Here is an 18170-nt window from a genome sequence, read left to right as displayed (position 1 = left end):
GACAATGGAAATGAATTTTAACCAGCATATTTCCGGACAGTTCAACGCTGATCTGGAAGCGATCCGCAACCATATGATGGGTATGGGTGGTCTGGTCGAGCGTCAGGTAGCCAACGCCATCGAAGCAATCTGCAGCGGTGATACCCGTGTGGCCGATGATGTTATCCGCCGTGAAGACGAAGTGGATAAGATGGAAGTGAACATCGACCACGAGTGCACGCAGATTCTGGTGCGTCGCCAGCCGGCTGCTTCTGACCTGCGCATGGTACTGGCAGTATCCCGCGTTGTGCGCGATCTTGAGCGTATTGGTGACGAAGCCAGTAAGATTGCCATTCACACTCTGGAAGTTGCCGATAACAGCAGCAACCAGCTGTGTCAGCAGGCGATGCGTTATATGGGCGCTGAAGTTGTGAAAATGATTTCCGGTGCACTGGATGCTTTCGCCCGTCACGATGTGGATGGCGCCATTGACGTTGTGCGCAACGATAAACTGGTCGACCAGCAGTACGCTTCGGCCCTGCGTGAACTGATCACTTATATGATGGAAGATCCGCGCTCTATCGGTCAGGCGATCAATATCCTGTGGATTCTGCGTGCTATCGAACGTATTGGTGATCACGCCCGTAACATTTCGGAGCAGGTGATTTATCTGGTGAAAGGAACCGACGTTCGCCACAGCTCACTGACTGAAATAGAAGAACAGGCCAACAAAGAGTGATTTTTGTACGCTGACTGAATACCAAAGCCCGCCTCAGTGCGGGCTTTTTTGTGGATACAAGTCAGGATTGTACGCACCGGAATAAAGCAAAGTGGCGTATCTGGGCTTAACTTAGACAGATAGCCGGGAGGTATATTCATAAAACGTTCACGGAATTGTCATCTGGCTGCAATAAACGTTGTCGATGTCATAATTCTGTAATGTAACTGAAACAGAATTGTCACCTATCGGCCAGCCTGTTGCCTGATACGGCACTTACCGGTAATGGGCCATAACACTGCACGACATTATTCAGGACTCATTATGAAAAAAATCGCCTTATCTCTCGCTATCGCCTCTCCGGTTCTGGTTCAGGCTGAAACCATTAATCTTGAAATTGAAAAGCCGGAATTCTACGGCAAGCTCAATGTCACCCAGGAATTTGTGCAGCCGGAAGATGCCGGTAACTTTTCCCAGCTGAACTCCAATGCGTCACGTCTGGGTGTGAAAGGTAAGATTGCTCTGGAGCATGGCCTGAAAGGGATCTACCAGGCTGAGTATGAAACCTTCCAGGATGATGGTGAAAAAGCCGCTGGTCAGACTTTCAGTCAGCGTAATACCTTTATCGGTATCGAAGGTGGTTTTGGCCGTGTGCAGGCCGGTATGTTTGATACACCGTTTAAAAATGCACAGAACAAAGTGGATCTGTTTAACGATCTGCAGGGTGATATTAAAAACATCATTTCCAAAAGCGAAAACCGCTCAAAGAACAGTGTGCAGTATACCTCCCCGTCTTTTGCCGGTCTGGTTGCAACCGTCGATCATCTGAACTCCGAAGATGAAGACACAAACAACGGCCTGTCAGCGTCTCTGGCGTATACCCGTGGCGATATTTATGTAGCCTATGCCTATGACAACGAAGTAAACGGAGAGAAAGTTGACGCTCAGCGTTTCGTTGGTCAGTACAAAGTGGGCGCGGTGCAGCTGGGCGCGCTGTGGGAAACTCTGGACACCGATGGCAACTCTGAAGAAGGCTGGATGGCCTCTGCGGCATTCAAAGCAACGTCTGACGTAACGCTGAAGGCTCAGTACGGCGCATCTGATATTAAGAAAGAAGGTGGCGTGAGCTACAGTCTGGGTGCTGATTACAAGCTGGCTAAAAATGCCAAGACCTTTGTTTATGCAACCAGCGAAGAGTCTGATGACGAAAGCGTAAACGCTCAGTACTACGGTGCGGGCCTGGAATACAAATTCTGATAGCGGCATGTATTGATGCCGAAAGCAGAAACAAAAAAGCGCCTTTAAGGCGCTTTTTTTATGTCTGCGTTAAGGCGTTAAATACTCAGTCTTTTTCCACAACCCGGCTGCGGTCGGAAGAGATAATAAAACTGAACGTGCTGCCTTTGCCCAGCGTTGATTCGATATCCAGCACGGTATCGTGATGCTCCAGCGCGTGTTTAACGATGGCCAGTCCCAGACCGGAACCACCGACGGTGGATTCACGAGAATCGTCAACACGATAAAAGCGTTCGGTCAGCCGGCTGATATGCTGTGCCGGGATGCCGGGGCCACTGTCGCTGATACTTACTTTTACGCCGTCGAAGCCTGAACGGATGGCAAATTCAATTTTGCCTTCGCCGCCGTATTTAATGGCATTGGTCAGCAGGTTGGTCAGTATCGAACTCATTTCATCACTGAAGCCCTGAATCTCAATCTGCTGCGTGCATTTAAAGACGATGCGGTTTTCGCTGTAAGCCTGCAGTTGGTCAACCACCGAGTAGCCCAGCTGCTGCAGGTTAAACCAGTCACCCAGCTGTTCTGTATTGGCGCTTTCCAGCTTGGACAGCTCAATCAGGTCGTTTACCAGACTCTTCATACGCTGACCCTGGCCATTCATTTGCGAGATAGCTTTTTGCAGGCTGGGTGGTAACTCCATATCACCGAGCATTTCCAGATAACCATTAATGACGGTTAAGGGAGTGCGCAGCTCGTGCGAGACGTCGGCAATAAAATTCTGCCGCATGGTTTCCACCCGCTTACGCTCGGTGATGTCTTTCACCAGCATGACTTTCTGGTCGAGGCCAAACTGGGTGATCTGAATCTGCAGGCTGAATTGCTTACGATGACTGACATCAAACTGCAGCGAGGAGCTGTAATCGCCTTCGTTAAAATAACGGGTGAAACGTGGATTACGGATTAAGTTGGTGATGTGCTGGCCGCTGTCTTCTTTGCGCAGACCGAGCAGGCGGGAAGCCGAACCGTTGAAGTTGGTGATGTAGCCTTCCTGACCGATGATCACAACACCATCATGCAGGGACTCAATACCCTGGTTATAACGCTGCAGTTGCACGGCCTGCTGTGCCAGTTTGTTTTTCAGGTTCTTTTCGCGGCGGATCAGTTTATCCACGCTGTAACCAATCAGGCCGCTGTCCTGTGGCGGGGGACCCTGGCGGTAACTCCAGCGGTACAGGCTGGCCATCGCGCGGAAGGCCATAACCTGCGCCGTTAACAGGCCGAGGATAAGCCCCCAGATGGCATGGCCCGATGACCAGCCAAGCGCAAAACCTAGTCCAACCACGACCAGAATGCGGAAAAACTCACGTTGCCAGGCAACCTGTTGCACACACTTCCCCTTAGCTCTTTACTTCATCGGACGGAGAAAAACGGTAACCGGCACCGCGTACGGTCTGAATCATCTGTTCCTGATCATCGATCGACAACGCTTTGCGCAGACGCCGGATATGCACATCCACCGTGCGGTCATCAATGTAGACATTGCCGCCCCAGACGCGGTCCAGCAATTGGGCGCGGGAGTATACGCGATTGGGGTGGAGCATGAAAAATTCCAGCAAACGGAATTCCAGCGGGCCAAGAGTAACAGGCTGACCACTGATACTGGCGTTCTGGGAAGAACGGTCAAGGCTGAGCTTACCGGCCTTCACCGGTATGTCATCAATCAGCGCATTGGTGCGGCGTAGTACGGCGCGGATTCGGGCTATCAGCTCACGGGTGGAGAACGGCTTGAGAATATAGTCATCGGCGCCACTGTCGAGGCCGCTGATACGGTCGTCTTCGTCGGCCCGGGCAGTCAGCATAATGACCGGGATATCGGCGGTAAGCTCATCACGCTTCAGCCGGCGGGTCAGCTCAATTCCAGAAAGCATTGGCATCATCCAGTCGGCGATTACCAGATCCGGACGTTCATTGACGATCATCTGATGGGCCAGATGGCCATTGGCAGATAGCTTCACACGGAAGCCTGCGAGTTCAAGGCAGGTTCGGATCATATCGCAAATTGCAGGCTCGTCATCGACAACGAGAATATAGCCACCGCTCATAAGGGTCCTCGATTCTACGGCAAATTTCCGATGCTGATTGTGACAGTTTTATTAAGCACTGTTCACCCTAAATTTAATCGGCCGGGCAGGCGGTTATGTCTGCCAATGCACAGAGCAAACTGCCCATCAGGCGTGTTAATCCGTCGGATTGTGGCCGGAATATAGCTGTTTTGACTGAAAACACGATAAAGCGATAATTTTCATAGGCTTAGCCAAAAAAGCGGTTGACGGGGCAGAGGCAGGTCAGTAATATCCCCGCCCACTTAGCCGGTATAGCTCAGTCGGTAGAGCAACTGACTTGTAATCAGTAGGTCCCGAGTTCGACTCTTGGTGCCGGCACCAAATTAAAAAGCCCGTCCATTGGACGGGCTTTTTTTATGCTTTTCGGGCGTGGTGGTATTCAGAAACGCATCGATAATTCCAGGCTGTAGCCTTTATTGTTGGTCTGGCTGACGTTATAACGCACTTCGCCGGGCACTGGTTCGCCCTGATAAATATCCCAGGCGGTCAGCGCAACAAACTTCATCAGGTCAATCGATGACGAATGTTCTGTTACACGCTCATCATCAACCAGATCCCAGTGGCTGGCTTCCAGCCAGTCACTGCTGAAAGCGGCTTCTTTGTCTTCATCCGCCCAGGTCATTGAGAAGGGAGCGATAAGGGCAAAGCAGGCTGCACAAGGCTTAAGCCAGCGCTGGCGGCGCAACACGCCTCGCAGGGCACGCTCATCGATAAACCCCAGCTGAATCAATGCCTGCCCGAGCTGACAGGGGTTCTGCGCCTGATAGCTCAACGCCTGTTGTAATTGCTCTTCTGTAATACTCTGCTGCTGCAACAGCAGCTGTCCCAGGCGGTGAGGAAGTTCATTCATGTCCGCAGTTCCTTATTATGTCCTTTACTGCACATCTCCAGAATGGCACAGCGGTGATGGAACACCACGCTGTTTAGTTAACGTTCAGTTTTTATTCGTAACAGAAATGGAACAGGCTGTTCTTTCGGACTAATGTGATGCCTGTCTGCTTTGCTTTCAGCGGACAGATTTATTCACCTGACGGAGAACCTGCATGACCCTGATTCAGACCCTCGCCAGCCATGTCCGGCCACATACCGATGATATAGCGCTGGCGCTGGTAGCAACCCTGTTGGTTATTTTTGGCGATACGATTAACGATCTGGTACGCCGGTTAGTGCGTCCACATCCTATCTGGGTGCGTGTCGGGGTCTTTATTGCGTTGTGTACGTTTGGCTATGGTGCCTTGTCGGTGTGGCTGACGCCGGTACTCGACAGCTATTTACGCACGCTGTCATCGGGGATGTTTCTGAGTGTGGTAGTGGGGGCTTTTGTCGGTGTTGGTTTACTGGCAGAGCGTTATCACAGCCGCTGACTAATAATGCAGAAGAAGTCTGCGATTGGGCTGTTGCCGGGGATTGAGGGAGTGAAGTGGGTACAGCAAAAATTTCGCGTGCCCCAAAAAAATCGGGCGGTCAGGACATCCTGTCCTGACCGCCACAGCACCCTAGCACCATCCTGGCGTCCTAGTCTTCGTTCATCCTTGCCGCTATCCTTCGCGGTTGCTCATCCCTGACCAGCGATCCTTCGCCGACTACTCTATCCGTGACTGCAATCCTTAGCGCTATCTTCCTGATCACTGCCATCCCGGCAGTGCGTTCGTCCTTGTGGAATTAAAGATAGCAGAATCGACCTTCTGGGATAGCCCAGGTTTTCTATACTGTGGTTAATCAGAGATAGCGTGTTTTTATAAAATTCTTATAAATCAATGTCTTACATTTTTTCTGTGGCGTTTCTTCCATCGCATCCAGTGCTTTTTACCCAGATGTCGCACTGTCTTGTGAGATATATCGCACAAAGGGGCGGGCGTTTATCTGTCGACGGTTCTTCAGGAGTCATGCGTTTTTATGAGTAATACCCTCAGTCTGCCGCCGGAATTGGTTTATCTGCCTTTAGGAGAAGAGGCCATTCCACTGCTGAAGCGTGGATTTATTCCATTATTACCGGCAACCGCCAGTGGACTGCCCTGGTTATTGCCGCCTCCTGCTCAGGCAGCGCCGCTACGCATTGCTGCGGAAGATTATCTGACACATATGCATGCCGAATACGAACGCCTGCCGGATAACCTGCGCAGCCTGATCAGCCGCGATGATTTTCTGCGTCAGGCGGAGAGCAAGCGTGCAGATATAGAAGCAGCATTGGTTGCACAGCGTAAAGCGCGGGCAGAAGAGGATATCGGCAAGCCTGAGGACTGGTTGCTGCAACGTTTTTTCAGCGACCCCTATTGTCCGTTAGCCTGGCAGCAGACGGGTGGTTTTCACGGTATCTGGTTAGGGATTGATCCCCAACAGTGGCCGGATGCGCAGTTTCAGCCCGTCAGTTATCAGACATCAAGAGCGTCACGGCTGCCCGATAGTCTGTGCTGTGACCCGGCGGCTCAGGCGCCTCTGGCGGAGCAGCGCCTTATCTGCGCACTGGCGTCTGTGGATAAATCCATTCAGGTTGGTCAGCAGCGCCAGTGGCTGTTGCGGCTGCCACCGAAAGCGTTGCGCGTGGTTTTACTGGGTGCACAGATTCCGCGCCGCTTTGAACAGGGCCTGTTGCAGTTCTGGCAGCAGGATTTCCGCTATCAGCGCATTCCTTTGGCACAGATGCGGTTCAATAACCGTGACCTGAGCTGGGAATATCAGCTGCGGCCGTTGACCAGAGCAGAAAATCCCTGAGGGTCCACCAGTTCTCCGTCCTCTCCCAGCTCCGGGTAAGGCAGCTTATATTTGTGGCAGAGTTTGGTAATGGTGGGCTGGCACCATTCAAACAGTAAGCGCTGGTAGGTTTCTTCATCCAGGCGGTTTTCGTCAAACAACCCGGCGGCCTCACGCTGGCGTTGGGCCTCACTGAGAATGATCGCTGCAGCAACCGATACGTTAAAGGATTGCACCATGCCCTGCATCGGGATGATCAGATGCTCGTCGGCCAGCTCGGCGGCCTGGGCACTGATACCTTCTTTCTCATTACCGAGCATCAGTGCGGTTGGGCGGGTGAAATCATAATCGCGGAAGTCGACTGCGCGGTCGCTGAAGTGGGCGGCGCAGACGGTAAAGCCCTGCTCCTGCAGGTGTTCTATGGCGGTATCAATAGAAGGGTGGGTTTGTACATCAACCCAGGTGCCCGCTCCGGCGGTCTGGTTGCGGCGCAGGCGGTACTGATCTCCGGGCCAGACACAGTGGACTTCGGGCACAGCAAAGGCATCGCAGGTACGGACGATGGCCGACAGGTTGCGGTCTTTATGCACTTCGTCGGTCAGTACGGTTAAATCGGGTTGGCGCAGGCTCAGGGTTTGATGAATTCTCTCCAGACGTTGCGGCGTCACGGGCACGGTTCTCCGGTTCAGATTGGCCGCTTTTAACTGTCAGCAGCACGGGTTGTTGGGTGGTTATTCAAAGGGATGCATTGTATAAAAGCGCCCGGATTGATGCACGGAGCTATCTATGAACGGCAACCCATTTCTTGGCTGGCATTACTTATGGCAGGGCTTCCTCTCGTTACGCGAGCCGGGCCTGCGCCGCTTTGTTGCTTTGCCATTACTGCTGAATATCGTCGTGATGAGTGCCGCCAGCTGGTGGGGCGGAAGCAAGCTGAATGGCTGGATTGAATCCCTGGTGGCCTGGCTGCCGGGCTGGCTGGAATGGTTGTACTGGTTACTGATGCCACTGGCACTGCTGACCATGCTGCTGGTGATGGCGTATTTCTTCAGTACCCTGCTGGTAACGCTGGGCAGTCCCCTTAATGGTTTGCTGAGCGAACAGGTCGAACGCCGTGCGGGTATCGTGCTGCCGGAAGAGCCTGTGCTGAAGATGATCCGCCGCACCTTTGGCCGCGAGCTGACCAAGCTTGGTTATCTGTTGCCGCGTTACCTGCTGTTGCTGGTGCTGAGTTTTATTCCCGGCCTGAATCTGGCCAGCCCGTTACTGTGGTTCTGGTTCGGCAGCTGGGTGGTGGCGCTGCAGTACATCGATTATTCCTTTGATAACCATGGCCGCAGTTTTGCCGAGATGCGTAAAGCGATGGCTGGCGACAACCTCACCGTGCTGAGTTTTGGCGCGGTGGTGGCCTTTCTGATGATGATTCCGCTGGTGAACTGGTTTGTTATGCCGGCGGCGGTGATCGGTGCAACCCGCCTGCGTCTTGAGCGGTTGGGGCAGCCGGGCAATGTCGGCGGATTCGGCTATGCTGAAGGGGATACCCACAGGCAAAGGTTAGCCGATGGCAGCACTGAACATTCTGGTCGTTGATGACGCAGCATTTATCCGCGATCTGGTAAAAAAAGCAGTCCGTGACACTTACCCGGGCTGCGAATTACATGAAGCTGTCGATGGCCGTAAGGCCATCAGCATCATGAATGGCAAGAGCATCAATCTGGTGTTGTGCGACTGGGAAATGCCGGAAGTTTCAGGCATTGAGGTTTTGCAGTGGATGCGGGCCGATGAGCGCTACAAAAAAGTCCCTTTTATGATGATCACCAGCCGTGGCGAACGCGATCACGTGCTGAAAGCAGTGGAGGCGGGCGTCTCGGAATATATCGGCAAGCCTTTCACGCGCGAAAATTTCGTGGGTAAGCTGGCCAAACTGGTCTACAAACATCTGAAAATCCGCCCCAATCAGGGCGAGAGTAAAACGGCTGCCGGCAATGGTTCTGCTGATGTGCTGGGCGCTGCCAGCGTTGGCGGAGCAGCCAAGGTGGCCGGCGGAGATCTGGGCGGCGCATCCGTGCTGATGGGCGCAACGCCTAAAGCCATGGCTGAACCGAAAACCGTTGCTGCTGCTGACCTGGGCGGCGCATCCGTATTAATGGGTGAGCAGGCCGCTCCGGCCCGCAAAAGTGCCGCCAAGGCCCGCGGCCTGGCCAGCGTGCGTTTTGGCTCGGGTGGCAGCGCCAAGCTGGTAATTAAAGATATCAGCCTGCAGGAGCTGATCGGCGTCTTCCGTCGCGAGGGGCCGTTACCGGCTTTGCTGGAGCAGGTCGTGCTGGATATTGTTGATCAGGACAGCGGCGATGTCGCCCGTATTAACGGTTATGTACGCATGATGCAGGCACAGGAACCCCATCCTGATGCACAGACCATTCAGATGCTGATCCGCTACGTTGATGACGACCCGGAAAAGCTGGCAACGCTGTCACGTTTTATCGCTAAGGTGCGCTGAGCAGTCAGCGCTTCCACCGGGTTTACTTCGGTGCCCGCTTTTTTATGTTCAGGCATACAGCCAACCAGCTTCTGCGGTTTGAAATGGCAGGTAAAACAGCTGCCTTTGCCCGGTTCGCTTTCGATCAGCAACTCCCCTTCATGGCGTAACAGCACATGTTTGACGATGGCCAGGCCCAGTCCGGTACCGCCGGTGGCTTTGTTGCGGCTTGGGTCCGCGCGATAAAAACGTTCGGTCAGGCGTGGTAAATGATGCGCCTCAATGCCGCTGCCATTATCGCGCACCGCAAAAAAAGCGCCGTCATCGTTGCAGTACCAGCTTAACTCCACTTTGCCGCCATCCGGCGTGTATTTTACCGCGTTGAACACCAGATTAGAGAAAGCGCTGCGCAGCTCGTCGGCGTAGCCCAGTAACTGTGCCGGGCAGTCGATGCTGAGACGGATGTCGTGGCCGCGCTCGTGACTCAGTGCCCGGGCATCAGCGGCAATGCTGGCCAGCAGCGGTTCAATCGCCACCGCCTGTGGCTGTTCCTGCTGGGTGGTTTCCAGCCGTGACAGCATCAGCAGATCTTTGATTAACGCTTCCATACGCGCGCTCTGCTCGCTCATCTGCGCCAGCATACGTCCCCAGCGTGGCGGCAGCTGATCGCTGACACTGGCCATGGTTTCGACGTAACCGGATACCACGGTCAGTGGCGTACGTAATTCGTGGCTGACGTTGGCAACAAAGTCTTTGCGCATCTGCTCCAGTTGCTTCAGACGGGTAATGTCATGTACGACCAGCAGCCGGTCTTTACGGCCAAACTGGGTAATGTTGAATTGCAGATGAATGCGGCTGTTAACCGGTGACTTTATCTCCAGCGGCTCGTCATACTCGCCGTGATTAAAGTAGTCGTTAAAAGCCGGGTTGCGGATCAGGTTGGTAATGGGCTGGCCGACATCGACCGGCGCCCGCAGTCCGAGAAATTTGCTGGCGGCATGATTCCACCATTCCAGATTGCCGTGGCTGTCGACCATCAGTACGGCATCCTGCAGGGCGGCAGTGGAATCCTGAATGCGGTTGATGATGGCCTGCAGTTTCTGCTGATGCTTGCTGCTGCGTTGTTGCAGCCTCTGGGTTTCGCTGAAAACCGCGCCCCAGACGCCGACGGTGCGTGGCAGCGGTGTGCTCTGGCCCTGTTGCAACCAGTGCTGCAGGCGCGACAGTTGCAGCCATTGCCAGGCGGTATAACCAGCCAGTGCCAGTGCTAACGCTGTACCAGGTTGGTGAAAGCTGAAGCCGATACTTAGTGCGAGCAGCAGCAGATAGCACAGGCGGCGCAATTCCCTGCGCCAGACCGGGCTCATCGGTTTCAGGACGCTTTGGTCGAGAAGCGGTAGCCGGTGCCGCGAACGGTCTGAATCAGATGCTCGTGGGTTTCTCCCAATGCTTTGCGCAGGCGGCGGATATGTACATCAACAGTACGCTCCTCGACATACACATTGCCTCCCCACACCTGATCCAGCAGCTGAGCGCGAGAATAAGCACGCTCCTGATGGGTCATAAAGAACTGCAGCAGACGGTATTCGGTCGGGCCGATATCAATCGGGCTGCTGTGTGAGGTCACGCGGTGGCAGACCGGGTCCAGCATCAGGCCACCGACGTCGATAGGCTCTTCAATACCCTGTGGTGTGGCGCGGCGCAGCACGGCTTTCAGGCGTGCAACCAGTTCACGCGGGGAGAAGGGTTTGGTGATGTAATCATCCGCACCGGCTTCCAGCCCCTGTACTTTGTTGTCTTCTTCGCCTTTGGCTGTGAGCATAATAATTGGCAGCTCGGCGGTCAGATCATCCCGTTTCAGACGGCGCGCAAACTCCACGCCGCTGGTGCCGGGCAGCATCCAGTCGAGCAAAATCATATCTGGTTTATTATCGACGATATGAGCATGGGCCTCCTGAACGCTGGCGGCTTCCATACACTCGTAGCCTGCCATTTCCAGGGCGACCGCGATCATCTCGCGGATTGGCGCTTCATCATCGACGATTAATACCGTCTTGCCTGCTTTAGTCATAGTTGTCGTCACGCAAGTGTCACAATCCCGTATTGCGCTGGTATTACACTGGTGCAATGTTACAGGGATGTGACAACTGACTCAGTAACGACTGATTGGCGGAACTTTCTGCACATTCTGTGCGGAGGTGCTCGGAGAACGCGCTTCAGGCGAGCAGGTAATGGCCTGCGAGGCCGGCCCAGATAATCAGGCCAAACCAGTAACTCTGGCGGAAAGCCGCAAAACAGACTTCGCGGCCGCGTGAGCGGATCTGCCATAACTGCGAAGCAAAAAATAGCGCTCCGCACAGCAGACCAACATAAAACGGCCAGCTCAGCGCCAGCTGGTTACCTGCAGCCAGCAGGCAGAACAGTGTCATGCCCTGCAGCAGAGCAATCATCGCCAGATCCAGTTCGGCGAACAGCACCGCGGTGGATTTGATGCCGATCTTCAGGTCGTCATCGCGGTCGACCATGGCATACATAGTGTCGTAAGCCACGGTCCAGCACAGGTTGGCGATATACAGCAGCCAGGCAACGGCCGGAATGTCGTTGCTCTGCGCGGCGAAGGCCATCGGAATGGCGCAGGAATAAGCGGCACCAAGAAACACCTGCGGCAGGTGGGTGTAACGCTTCATAAAAGGGTAGAGCGACGCCAGCCCAAGGGCGGCAAACGACAGCATAATGGTGAAGGTATTGGTCAGCAGCACCAGCAGGAAGGCCAGTAAAATCAGCACAGCGAAGCCGGTCAGCGCCTGTTTGCTGGTCATGCGGCCGGTGGCCAGCGGCCGGTCAGCGGTGCGTTTAACATGGCCGTCGACTTTGCGGTCGGCAAAGTCATTGATGATGCAGCCAGCGGAGCGCATCAGAAACACACCGGCGGTGAAAATCAGCAACAGATTCAGGTCGGGTACGCCAGCTGCGGCAATCCATAAAGCCCACAGCGTTGGTCCGAGCAGCAGGTAAGAACCGATCGGGCGGTCGAGACGGGTAATGGAAATCCAGTCCTGCCAGCGTGCCCAGCGGGATGGCCAGTGACGATCAAGCAGTTGGGTTAATGCGGACATAACAGTTCTTCTTCTTGCCGGGGGCCGGTCTGCCCTTCAGAGAAATTCGGTCAGGCGCCGGGAAAACGCTTCCGACACCATGAGTGGCTTACCGTGCAGGGTAAATACCGAACGCCGTGACCATTCTAACCCCAGTGCATTGGCTTTGCAGTGGCTGACCTGCAGTGGCGTGCGGCGCAGCGACGGCTGGCTGAACAGATAACTGCCCAGTGAACGCGAGCCCAGTGCCTGCAGGCGCCGTTCGCTGCCGGTCAGGGTGCTCAGGGGAACCGCCGTGCGGGCGTACACCAGAGGCACATCGCCGAGATGCAAAATCACTTCCCTGATCCATAACCGCTGATTGCCATACAGTTTCAGGGCCTGACGCTCGACCGTAGTCGGTTCGCCGTAATACTGCGCCAGTACCTGTACATTGAAGGTGCCCGGGCGCAGGGCGCTGAGGCGTGCCGTCAGCGATTGTTCGTTCAACAACCAGTCGCGCCAGACGGGTGGTAGAGAGAACGCCCGGCGCCGGTTACGGCTGGACCATGACGGAGCAGATGGATGCAGCACAGGTGCCAGAGACGGAATCGCCGGCGTATGCAGGGAGGACAATGCCTTCATGAACGGGCTCGGTGGAGACGCAGACATCCGGTAAACCGGGGATCATTTCAGGCGCGCAGGATGCGCTAAATCGGGGCGTCAGGCAAGTCCGGGCGGGCCTGGCTGGCCAAGCGCGGCTGGCAAATGCCCGGAATTGACCGTTGATTTTCCCCCGGCGGCTGAGTAGTTTTAGCGCCTTTCTGAAAATCGGTATTTTTTAAGGTAATAGTATGAAAAAGTGGCAATGTGTTGTTTGCGGATGGATTTATGATGAAGAGCTGGGCGCTCCGGAAGAAGGTCTGGCACCGGGAACCCGCTGGGAAGACGTACCCGCAGACTTTATTTGTCCTGATTGCGGTGTCGGTAAAGAAGACTTCGAGATGGTAGAAATCTGATACCTCCCCGCTCAATATCCGGGAAGTGCTTCCGCACTTCCTGTCCTTTTCTCACCTGTCTCCATCCGGATAAAAGTCTATGAATGAGAATACTGCCCCGATTGTAGTGATCGGAACCGGGCTGGCCGGTTATAACCTGGTCAAAGAACTGCGTAAGCTGGCGCCGCAGCAGAATATTCTGATGATTACCGCCGACGACGGGCGTAATTACTCCAAGCCGATGTTATCCACAGGCTTCGGCAAGAACAAAACCGCCGATGAGCTGGCGATGGCCAGTGCGGCGGCGATGGCCGAACAGCTGAATATTGTTATCCGCCCTAATACCCGCGTTACCCATATCGATGCGGCGGCGCATAAGGTGTTTATCGGCGAAGAGCCGGTTGAATACAGCAAACTGGTGCTGGCCTGGGGTGCGGAAGTGATCCGTCCGCGGGTGGAAGGTGATGCCGGTGATCGTATTTACTCCATCAACGATCTCGAAGATTACGCCCGTTTCCGTGCCGCTGCCGATGGCAAAAAGCGCGTATTGATCATGGGTGCCGGCCTGATTGGCTGTGAATACGCCAACGATATGGCCAACGGTGGTTTTGATATCGACGTGGTTGCGCCATGTGAGCAGCTGCTGCCGTCACTGTTGCCAACGGAAGCCGCCAATGCCGTTCAGCAAGGTCTGGAAGGCATGGGTGTGCGCTTCCATCTTGGCCCGCTGGTCAGCCGTATCGTGCACGATGGCGATGAGCTGAGCGCGACCCTGAGCAACGGTGAAACCCTGAAAACCGACGTTGTGGTGTCTGCTATTGGTCTGCGTCCGCGTCTGGATCTGGCCATTAAAGCCGGCCTGCAGGTGAATCACGGTATCGTGGTTAACCGTCAGCTGCAGACCAGCGAAGCGGATATCTACGCGCTGGGCGACTGTGCCGAGGTCGAAGGCCGTGTGCTGCTGTATGTGCTGCCGCTGATGGCATCCGCCCGTGCGCTGGCCAAAACCCTGGCCGGCGAAGCAACGGATGTGAGCTATGGCGTGATGCCGGTCACGGTGAAAACCCCGGTCGTGCCTGTGGTGGTTTCGCCACCGGCACCGGGCGTTTCCGGCATGTGGCAGACAGAGTGTGACGGAGCCGACGTTCAGGCCGAGTTCCGCAACGAAAACGGCGAATTGCTCGGCTATGCTTTGACCGGAGCCAGGGTTATGAATAAAGTAGCACTCAACAAAGAGCTGCCGGCTATTCTGCCCTGACCTCTCGTTACTTCACGCTCCCCTGCTATTGGCAGGGGATAACGTTCTCCCCGGGGAATCGGGGACCACTACAGCCCAATAAGGATAATCATCCATGCGTAAACCAGAACTGGCTGCGGCCATCGCTGAAAAAGCAGATCTGAGCAAAGAAAAAGCAGCAGAAGTGATCACCGTGATCACCGATCAGATTGCTAAAGCGTTGAGTGAAGGCGACTCTGTCAGCCTGATCGGTTTCGGTACTTTCGAAGTGCGTCAGCGCGCTGAACGTCAGGGTAAAAACCCTCAGACTGGTGCTCCAATCACCATCGCTGCAGCCAAAGTACCGGCATTCAAGCCTGGTAAAGGTCTGAAAGAGGCCGTGCAATAAGCACTGCAAAGCTGCTGACCCGGGAATGGGTTAAGCAGCTGGTTATCGGCGAGGGGCTCTGCCCCTTTGCCGCTCCTGTTTTTGATTCCCTGCGTATCGATGTCTGTGACAGCTCCGACCCGGAGCAGGCCACCCTGCAGTTTATGGAACTGCTGCGTGAGGTTGCCGAGGCCGATGCGGCGGAATTACCCACTGCGTTATTCGTTGTACCTTCCTGCTTTGACGACTTTGACCTGTATTGGAACTGGCTGCTGATCTGCGACAATCTGCTGGCTCAGATGGGTTATGAAGGCGTACTGCAACTGGCCAGTTTTCATCCGCATTACCTGTTTGAAGGTGAGAATGAAGACGATATGAGCCACTTTACCAACCGCTCCCCCTACCCGATGCTGCATATTATCCGCGAGGCGGATATTGAGCAGGCGCTGGCCAGTGTCAGCCGTCCGGAACGTATTCCTGAGCGTAATCGCCAGCATATGCGCCGCTTAGGCAAAGAAGGTCTTTTGCAATGTATGCCGGCTCTGGCACAATCGCGCCTCTTTCAGGATGCAGGCGACATCACCGAACATGCGGAATCCTGAGAGACTCTTTTTCTCTACCATTCCGAGGACGTGTCATGATCAAGTTCCAACTGCTGCTGTGGGCCCTGGGCCTGCTGATGAAAAAAGCGGCGCGTAAAAATCCTGATTTCCGTAAGCAACTGGAAGGCAAAGATTTTGCGTTTCAGCTGCAGACCGAAGATGGCGGTATCGTCCGTCACTATGTCGTTGCCGACAACAGCGTACGCAGCAAGCGTAAGGCGCATAAAAATCCGGCCTTTACCATCAGCTTCAAAAACGCTGATACTGGCCTGCGTATCCTGACGTCGAAAGACAAAAATGCTTTTATGAAAGGCATTCAGGATAAAGACATTAAAATTGCCGGTGATCTGTCACTGGTCATGTGGTTCCAGGGTGTGAGCAAATACCTGAAACCGAAAAAAAAATAACAACATAAAAACCGCGGCACCGTCCGCGGTTTTGCTTTACCGTCCGGCTCCGGTCGCGGCGGCCCGGCCAATAGGATATCCGTATGAGCCTTACTCGTCAGATTCTGATAGCCATGACCGCTGCCATTCTGCTGGGCAGTCTGACCCAGCGTTTGCTGCTGATTCCTGACCTGCTGAGTGACCCTGTGTGGCAGGGGTATCTGCACTACTTCCTTGATGATTTTCTTACCCATGGGCTGTTTCTGCTGGGCGGCAAAATCTTTATTGCCAGCCTGAAAGTGCTGGTGGTGCCGCTGGTGTTTGTATCGCTGGTCTGTGGTGTCTGCCATCTGCGCGATCAGGGCTCTCTCGGTCGCCTGAGTCTGAAAACCATCGTGCTCTATCTGGCGACAACCGGTCTGGCGATTTCGCTGGCGCTGCTGCTGGCTGGTTGGTGGCAACCCGGTGCCGGTGTCGATAAGAACACCGGGGGCGATTATGTGCCGCCGCAGCCGATGGCGCTGATCGACGTGCTGGCCAATATTTTCCCCAGCAATCCGGTGCAGGCGATGGCCGAAGGTACCATGCTGCAGGTGATTGTTTTTGCCCTGCTGATCGGTGTGGCCATTGGCCGGGCCGGTGAATACGGTGAGCGCATTGGCAGCCATTTCAACGACTGGAACGAAGTGCTGATGAAGCTGGTAACCCTGCTGATGAGCTTCGCGCCCTACGGTGTGTTCTGTTTGCTGTTTACCCTGTTTGCCGAACAGGGGATTGGTAAGGTCGGTGATCTGGCGCTCTATATGCTGACCGTCACCAGCGTGTTGTTATTGCATGGCTTTGTGGTTTACCCCTTATTGCTGAAAGGACTGTCTGGTCTGTCACCGAGAGTTTTTCTGCGTAAAATGCGCAATGTGCAGTTATTTGCCTTCAGCACCGCCTCCAGTACGGCTACGGTACCCGTTACCCTGCGTGCGGTTGAGCAGCGTCTCGGGGTTCAGAATCGTGTGGCGGCGTTCTCCGTCCCGCTGGGGGCAACCATCAATATGGATGGCACGGCGATTATGCAGGGCGTGGCGACAGCCTTTATTGCCCAGGCCTATGGTATTGATCTGACTCTGAGCCAGTATCTGCTGGTGGTACTGACCGCCATGCTGGCCTCAATCGGTACCGCCGGTGTGCCCGGGGTTGGCCTTGTTACTCTGGCGCTGGTGCTGGAACAGGTACAATTACCGGTCGAAGGGATCGCGCTGATTATCGGCGTTGACCGGATTCTCGATATGATGCGCACCGCCGTGAATGTTACCGGCGATGCTATGGTTTCGGTGGTGGTGGCGCGCAGTGAAGGGGCGCTTGACCATGACACTTACAACAACCCCAAAGCGGGAGAACAGAATTGAAGATGCAGCGTTCTATGCTGGCAGTGCTGCTGGCCAGCACGATAGCGATGCCGGCAATCAGTGCGGAGCAGGGCGGTATTAATGCGGAGCGGGGTATTAGTGCCATCTCCATGCCGGTGGCAAGCAATGCTGAAGCGGGTGCTCAGCTGAGTGCTGAGGAGCTGGCAAGGCAACAGGCCGCCGAACAGGCGCAGCAACAGCTCGAAGCCATTATCGGCGCTTCTGGTCTGCAGGGACTGGGGGAACAGGCACGTAATCTGGCACAGCAGGTTCTGAATGAAACCCAGGCGCCGCTCGGTTTTCAGTACGATGTCGTCGACCGGCTGACGCCGCTGTGGGCGCCGGATGCTCTGCAGAATACCCTGGCCAGTGCGCTGGCCTCTCTCGATGATCAGCAGCGCGAGTTATTACAGAGCACCCTTAACAGCCGTCGTCTGCAGAACGCGCGTAACAAAGAACTCAGTGCCATTGCTGATCAGAACAGCCGTAACTATCAGGACTATATCAGCCGTCTGCGTCAGCAGCCGCCAGCACCTGCACGGGTAGCGCTGATTAAACAGCTGGACGAAGCCATGCAGTTCTCGGCCTTGCTCAGCGTTACCCGCAGCAGTGTGTATCCGCAACTGCAGGCGGTGCTGCGCGACTGGCAGCCACCGGAAAACTGGCAGGCCGGTCTGCAGCGCGACGTGACGGAGTTTCTGCTCTACGTTCACCGCACCACCCCGAATGACGAACTGCAGCGATTGGCTCAGGCCTACCGTGAGCCGGTACTGCAGCAGTGGCTGGCGGGTGTGAAACAAAGCCTGAGCGGGCAGGCTGGGTAACGCCTGTTTCCGGGTATAAAAAAAGCCGCAACTGCGGCTTTTTTTATACCCGGAAA

Annotated in this window: 21 protein-coding genes and 1 tRNA gene; 14 read left to right on the top strand and 8 right to left on the bottom strand. The window is 55.0% G+C overall.

Annotated features, from left to right (window positions below; translation table 11 throughout):
* The first annotated feature begins 4 nt into the window (after window positions 1-4).
* Complete coding sequence (gene phoU / locus HUF18_RS03965; protein WP_145467509.1) at window positions 5-718, top strand: phosphate signaling complex protein PhoU; 714 nt, start codon at window positions 5-7, stop codon at window positions 716-718.
* A gap of 303 nt (window positions 719-1021) precedes the next feature.
* Entirely contained in the window at window positions 1022-1954 is a 933-nt protein-coding gene (locus HUF18_RS03960) for a porin (RefSeq protein ID WP_225691217.1), read from the top strand.
* A gap of 85 nt (window positions 1955-2039) precedes the next feature.
* On the opposite strand, the gene phoR (HUF18_RS03955) is transcribed toward HUF18_RS03960, so the two are convergent.
* Both phoR (HUF18_RS03955) and phoB (HUF18_RS03950) read right to left on the bottom strand, forming a co-directional pair.
* Window positions 2040-3320 carry a phosphate regulon sensor histidine kinase PhoR gene (phoR, locus tag HUF18_RS03955; protein WP_225691216.1) on the bottom strand — a complete coding sequence of 427 codons (1281 nt, stop codon included), beginning with the start codon at window positions 3318-3320 and terminating at the stop codon, window positions 2040-2042.
* A 10-nt stretch (window positions 3321-3330) separates the two neighbouring features.
* Window positions 3331-4035, bottom strand: a complete 705-nt coding sequence (gene phoB, locus HUF18_RS03950) for a phosphate regulon transcriptional regulator PhoB (protein WP_225691215.1) — start codon at window positions 4033-4035, stop codon at window positions 3331-3333.
* A gap of 266 nt (window positions 4036-4301) precedes the next feature.
* Between phoB (HUF18_RS03950) and HUF18_RS03945 the strand changes: the two genes are divergently transcribed.
* Window positions 4302-4377, top strand: a tRNA-Thr gene (locus HUF18_RS03945).
* Between the two features lie 58 nt (window positions 4378-4435).
* On the opposite strand, the gene HUF18_RS03940 is transcribed toward HUF18_RS03945, so the two are convergent.
* The gene (locus HUF18_RS03940; protein ID WP_225691214.1) at window positions 4436-4906 is read right to left on the bottom strand and encodes a hypothetical protein; all 471 of its coding nucleotides are present in this window, start codon (window positions 4904-4906) and stop codon (window positions 4436-4438) included.
* Window positions 4907-5099: 193 nt separating this feature from the next.
* On the opposite strand from HUF18_RS03940, the gene HUF18_RS03935 reads away from it, so the two are divergent.
* Complete coding sequence (locus tag HUF18_RS03935; protein WP_225691213.1) at window positions 5100-5420, top strand: DUF3392 family protein; 321 nt, start codon at window positions 5100-5102, stop codon at window positions 5418-5420.
* A gap of 532 nt (window positions 5421-5952) precedes the next feature.
* Complete coding sequence (locus tag HUF18_RS03930) at window positions 5953-6768, top strand: hypothetical protein (RefSeq protein ID WP_225691212.1); 816 nt, start codon at window positions 5953-5955, stop codon at window positions 6766-6768.
* Here HUF18_RS03930 and trmH read toward each other — a convergent pair.
* Window positions 6732-7415 carry a tRNA (guanosine(18)-2'-O)-methyltransferase TrmH gene (trmH, locus tag HUF18_RS03925; protein WP_225691211.1) on the bottom strand — a complete coding sequence of 228 codons (684 nt, stop codon included), beginning with the start codon at window positions 7413-7415 and terminating at the stop codon, window positions 6732-6734. The genes HUF18_RS03930 and trmH overlap by 37 nt on opposite strands.
* 118 nt (window positions 7416-7533) lie before the next feature.
* Here trmH and cysZ point away from each other — a divergent pair, with 118 nt between their 5' ends.
* Together cysZ and HUF18_RS03915 are read left to right on the top strand one after the other, a co-directional pair.
* Complete coding sequence (gene cysZ, locus HUF18_RS03920; RefSeq protein ID WP_225691210.1) at window positions 7534-8337, top strand: sulfate transporter CysZ; 804 nt, start codon at window positions 7534-7536, stop codon at window positions 8335-8337.
* Entirely contained in the window at window positions 8309-9247 is a 939-nt protein-coding gene (locus HUF18_RS03915) for a response regulator (RefSeq protein ID WP_145467526.1), read from the top strand. Before cysZ ends, HUF18_RS03915 begins: the two co-directional genes overlap by 29 nt.
* Here HUF18_RS03915 and phoR (HUF18_RS03910) read toward each other — a convergent pair.
* The 4 genes from phoR (HUF18_RS03910) to HUF18_RS03895 form a co-directional block, all read right to left on the bottom strand.
* Window positions 9184-10593, bottom strand: a complete 1410-nt coding sequence (phoR, locus tag HUF18_RS03910) for a phosphate regulon sensor histidine kinase PhoR (protein ID WP_145467528.1) — start codon at window positions 10591-10593, stop codon at window positions 9184-9186. The genes HUF18_RS03915 and phoR (HUF18_RS03910) overlap by 64 nt on opposite strands.
* Before the next feature lie 5 nt (window positions 10594-10598).
* Window positions 10599-11297: a phosphate regulon transcriptional regulator PhoB gene (gene phoB / locus HUF18_RS03905; RefSeq protein WP_145467530.1), complete on the bottom strand. Its 699-nt coding sequence runs from the start codon at window positions 11295-11297 to the stop codon at window positions 10599-10601.
* 145 nt (window positions 11298-11442) lie between these two features.
* The gene (gene ubiA / locus HUF18_RS03900; RefSeq protein WP_225691209.1) at window positions 11443-12342 is read right to left on the bottom strand and encodes a 4-hydroxybenzoate octaprenyltransferase; all 900 of its coding nucleotides are present in this window, start codon (window positions 12340-12342) and stop codon (window positions 11443-11445) included.
* Window positions 12343-12378: 36 nt separating this feature from the next.
* Window positions 12379-12945 (bottom strand): chorismate--pyruvate lyase family protein, encoded by a 567-nt coding sequence (locus HUF18_RS03895; RefSeq protein ID WP_186435828.1) that lies wholly within the window; start codon window positions 12943-12945, stop codon window positions 12379-12381.
* Between the two features lie 209 nt (window positions 12946-13154).
* Here HUF18_RS03895 and HUF18_RS03890 point away from each other — a divergent pair, with 209 nt between their 5' ends.
* The 7 genes from HUF18_RS03890 to HUF18_RS03860 all read left to right on the top strand — a co-directional run bounded on the left by HUF18_RS03890 (window position 13155) and on the right by HUF18_RS03860 (window position 18114).
* Window positions 13155-13319: a rubredoxin gene (locus HUF18_RS03890; protein WP_145467535.1), complete on the top strand. Its 165-nt coding sequence runs from the start codon at window positions 13155-13157 to the stop codon at window positions 13317-13319.
* A gap of 79 nt (window positions 13320-13398) precedes the next feature.
* Window positions 13399-14556 carry an FAD-dependent oxidoreductase gene (locus HUF18_RS03885; RefSeq protein ID WP_225691208.1) on the top strand — a complete coding sequence of 386 codons (1158 nt, stop codon included), beginning with the start codon at window positions 13399-13401 and terminating at the stop codon, window positions 14554-14556.
* A gap of 94 nt (window positions 14557-14650) precedes the next feature.
* Window positions 14651-14923, top strand: a complete 273-nt coding sequence (locus HUF18_RS03880; protein ID WP_145467539.1) for an HU family DNA-binding protein — start codon at window positions 14651-14653, stop codon at window positions 14921-14923.
* Entirely contained in the window at window positions 14920-15504 is a 585-nt protein-coding gene (locus tag HUF18_RS03875) for a DUF1415 domain-containing protein (protein ID WP_342453559.1), read from the top strand. The genes HUF18_RS03880 and HUF18_RS03875 overlap by 4 nt, the downstream gene beginning before the upstream one ends.
* Before the next feature lie 35 nt (window positions 15505-15539).
* Window positions 15540-15911 carry an SCP2 sterol-binding domain-containing protein gene (locus HUF18_RS03870; RefSeq protein WP_145467543.1) on the top strand — a complete coding sequence of 124 codons (372 nt, stop codon included), beginning with the start codon at window positions 15540-15542 and terminating at the stop codon, window positions 15909-15911.
* Between the two features lie 83 nt (window positions 15912-15994).
* Window positions 15995-17290 carry a dicarboxylate/amino acid:cation symporter gene (locus HUF18_RS03865; RefSeq protein ID WP_225691207.1) on the top strand — a complete coding sequence of 432 codons (1296 nt, stop codon included), beginning with the start codon at window positions 15995-15997 and terminating at the stop codon, window positions 17288-17290.
* 2 nt (window positions 17291-17292) lie between these two features.
* Complete coding sequence (locus tag HUF18_RS03860) at window positions 17293-18114, top strand: hypothetical protein (RefSeq protein WP_225691206.1); 822 nt, start codon at window positions 17293-17295, stop codon at window positions 18112-18114.
* Window positions 18115-18170: the final 56 nt, after the last annotated feature.

This window comes from Thalassolituus sp. ST750PaO-4 (genome assembly GCF_020320405.1).
GTDB lineage: Bacteria > Pseudomonadota > Gammaproteobacteria > Pseudomonadales > Oceanobacteraceae > Venatoribacter > Venatoribacter alkanivorans.
This window is presented reverse-complemented; position numbering and strand designations above follow the sequence as displayed.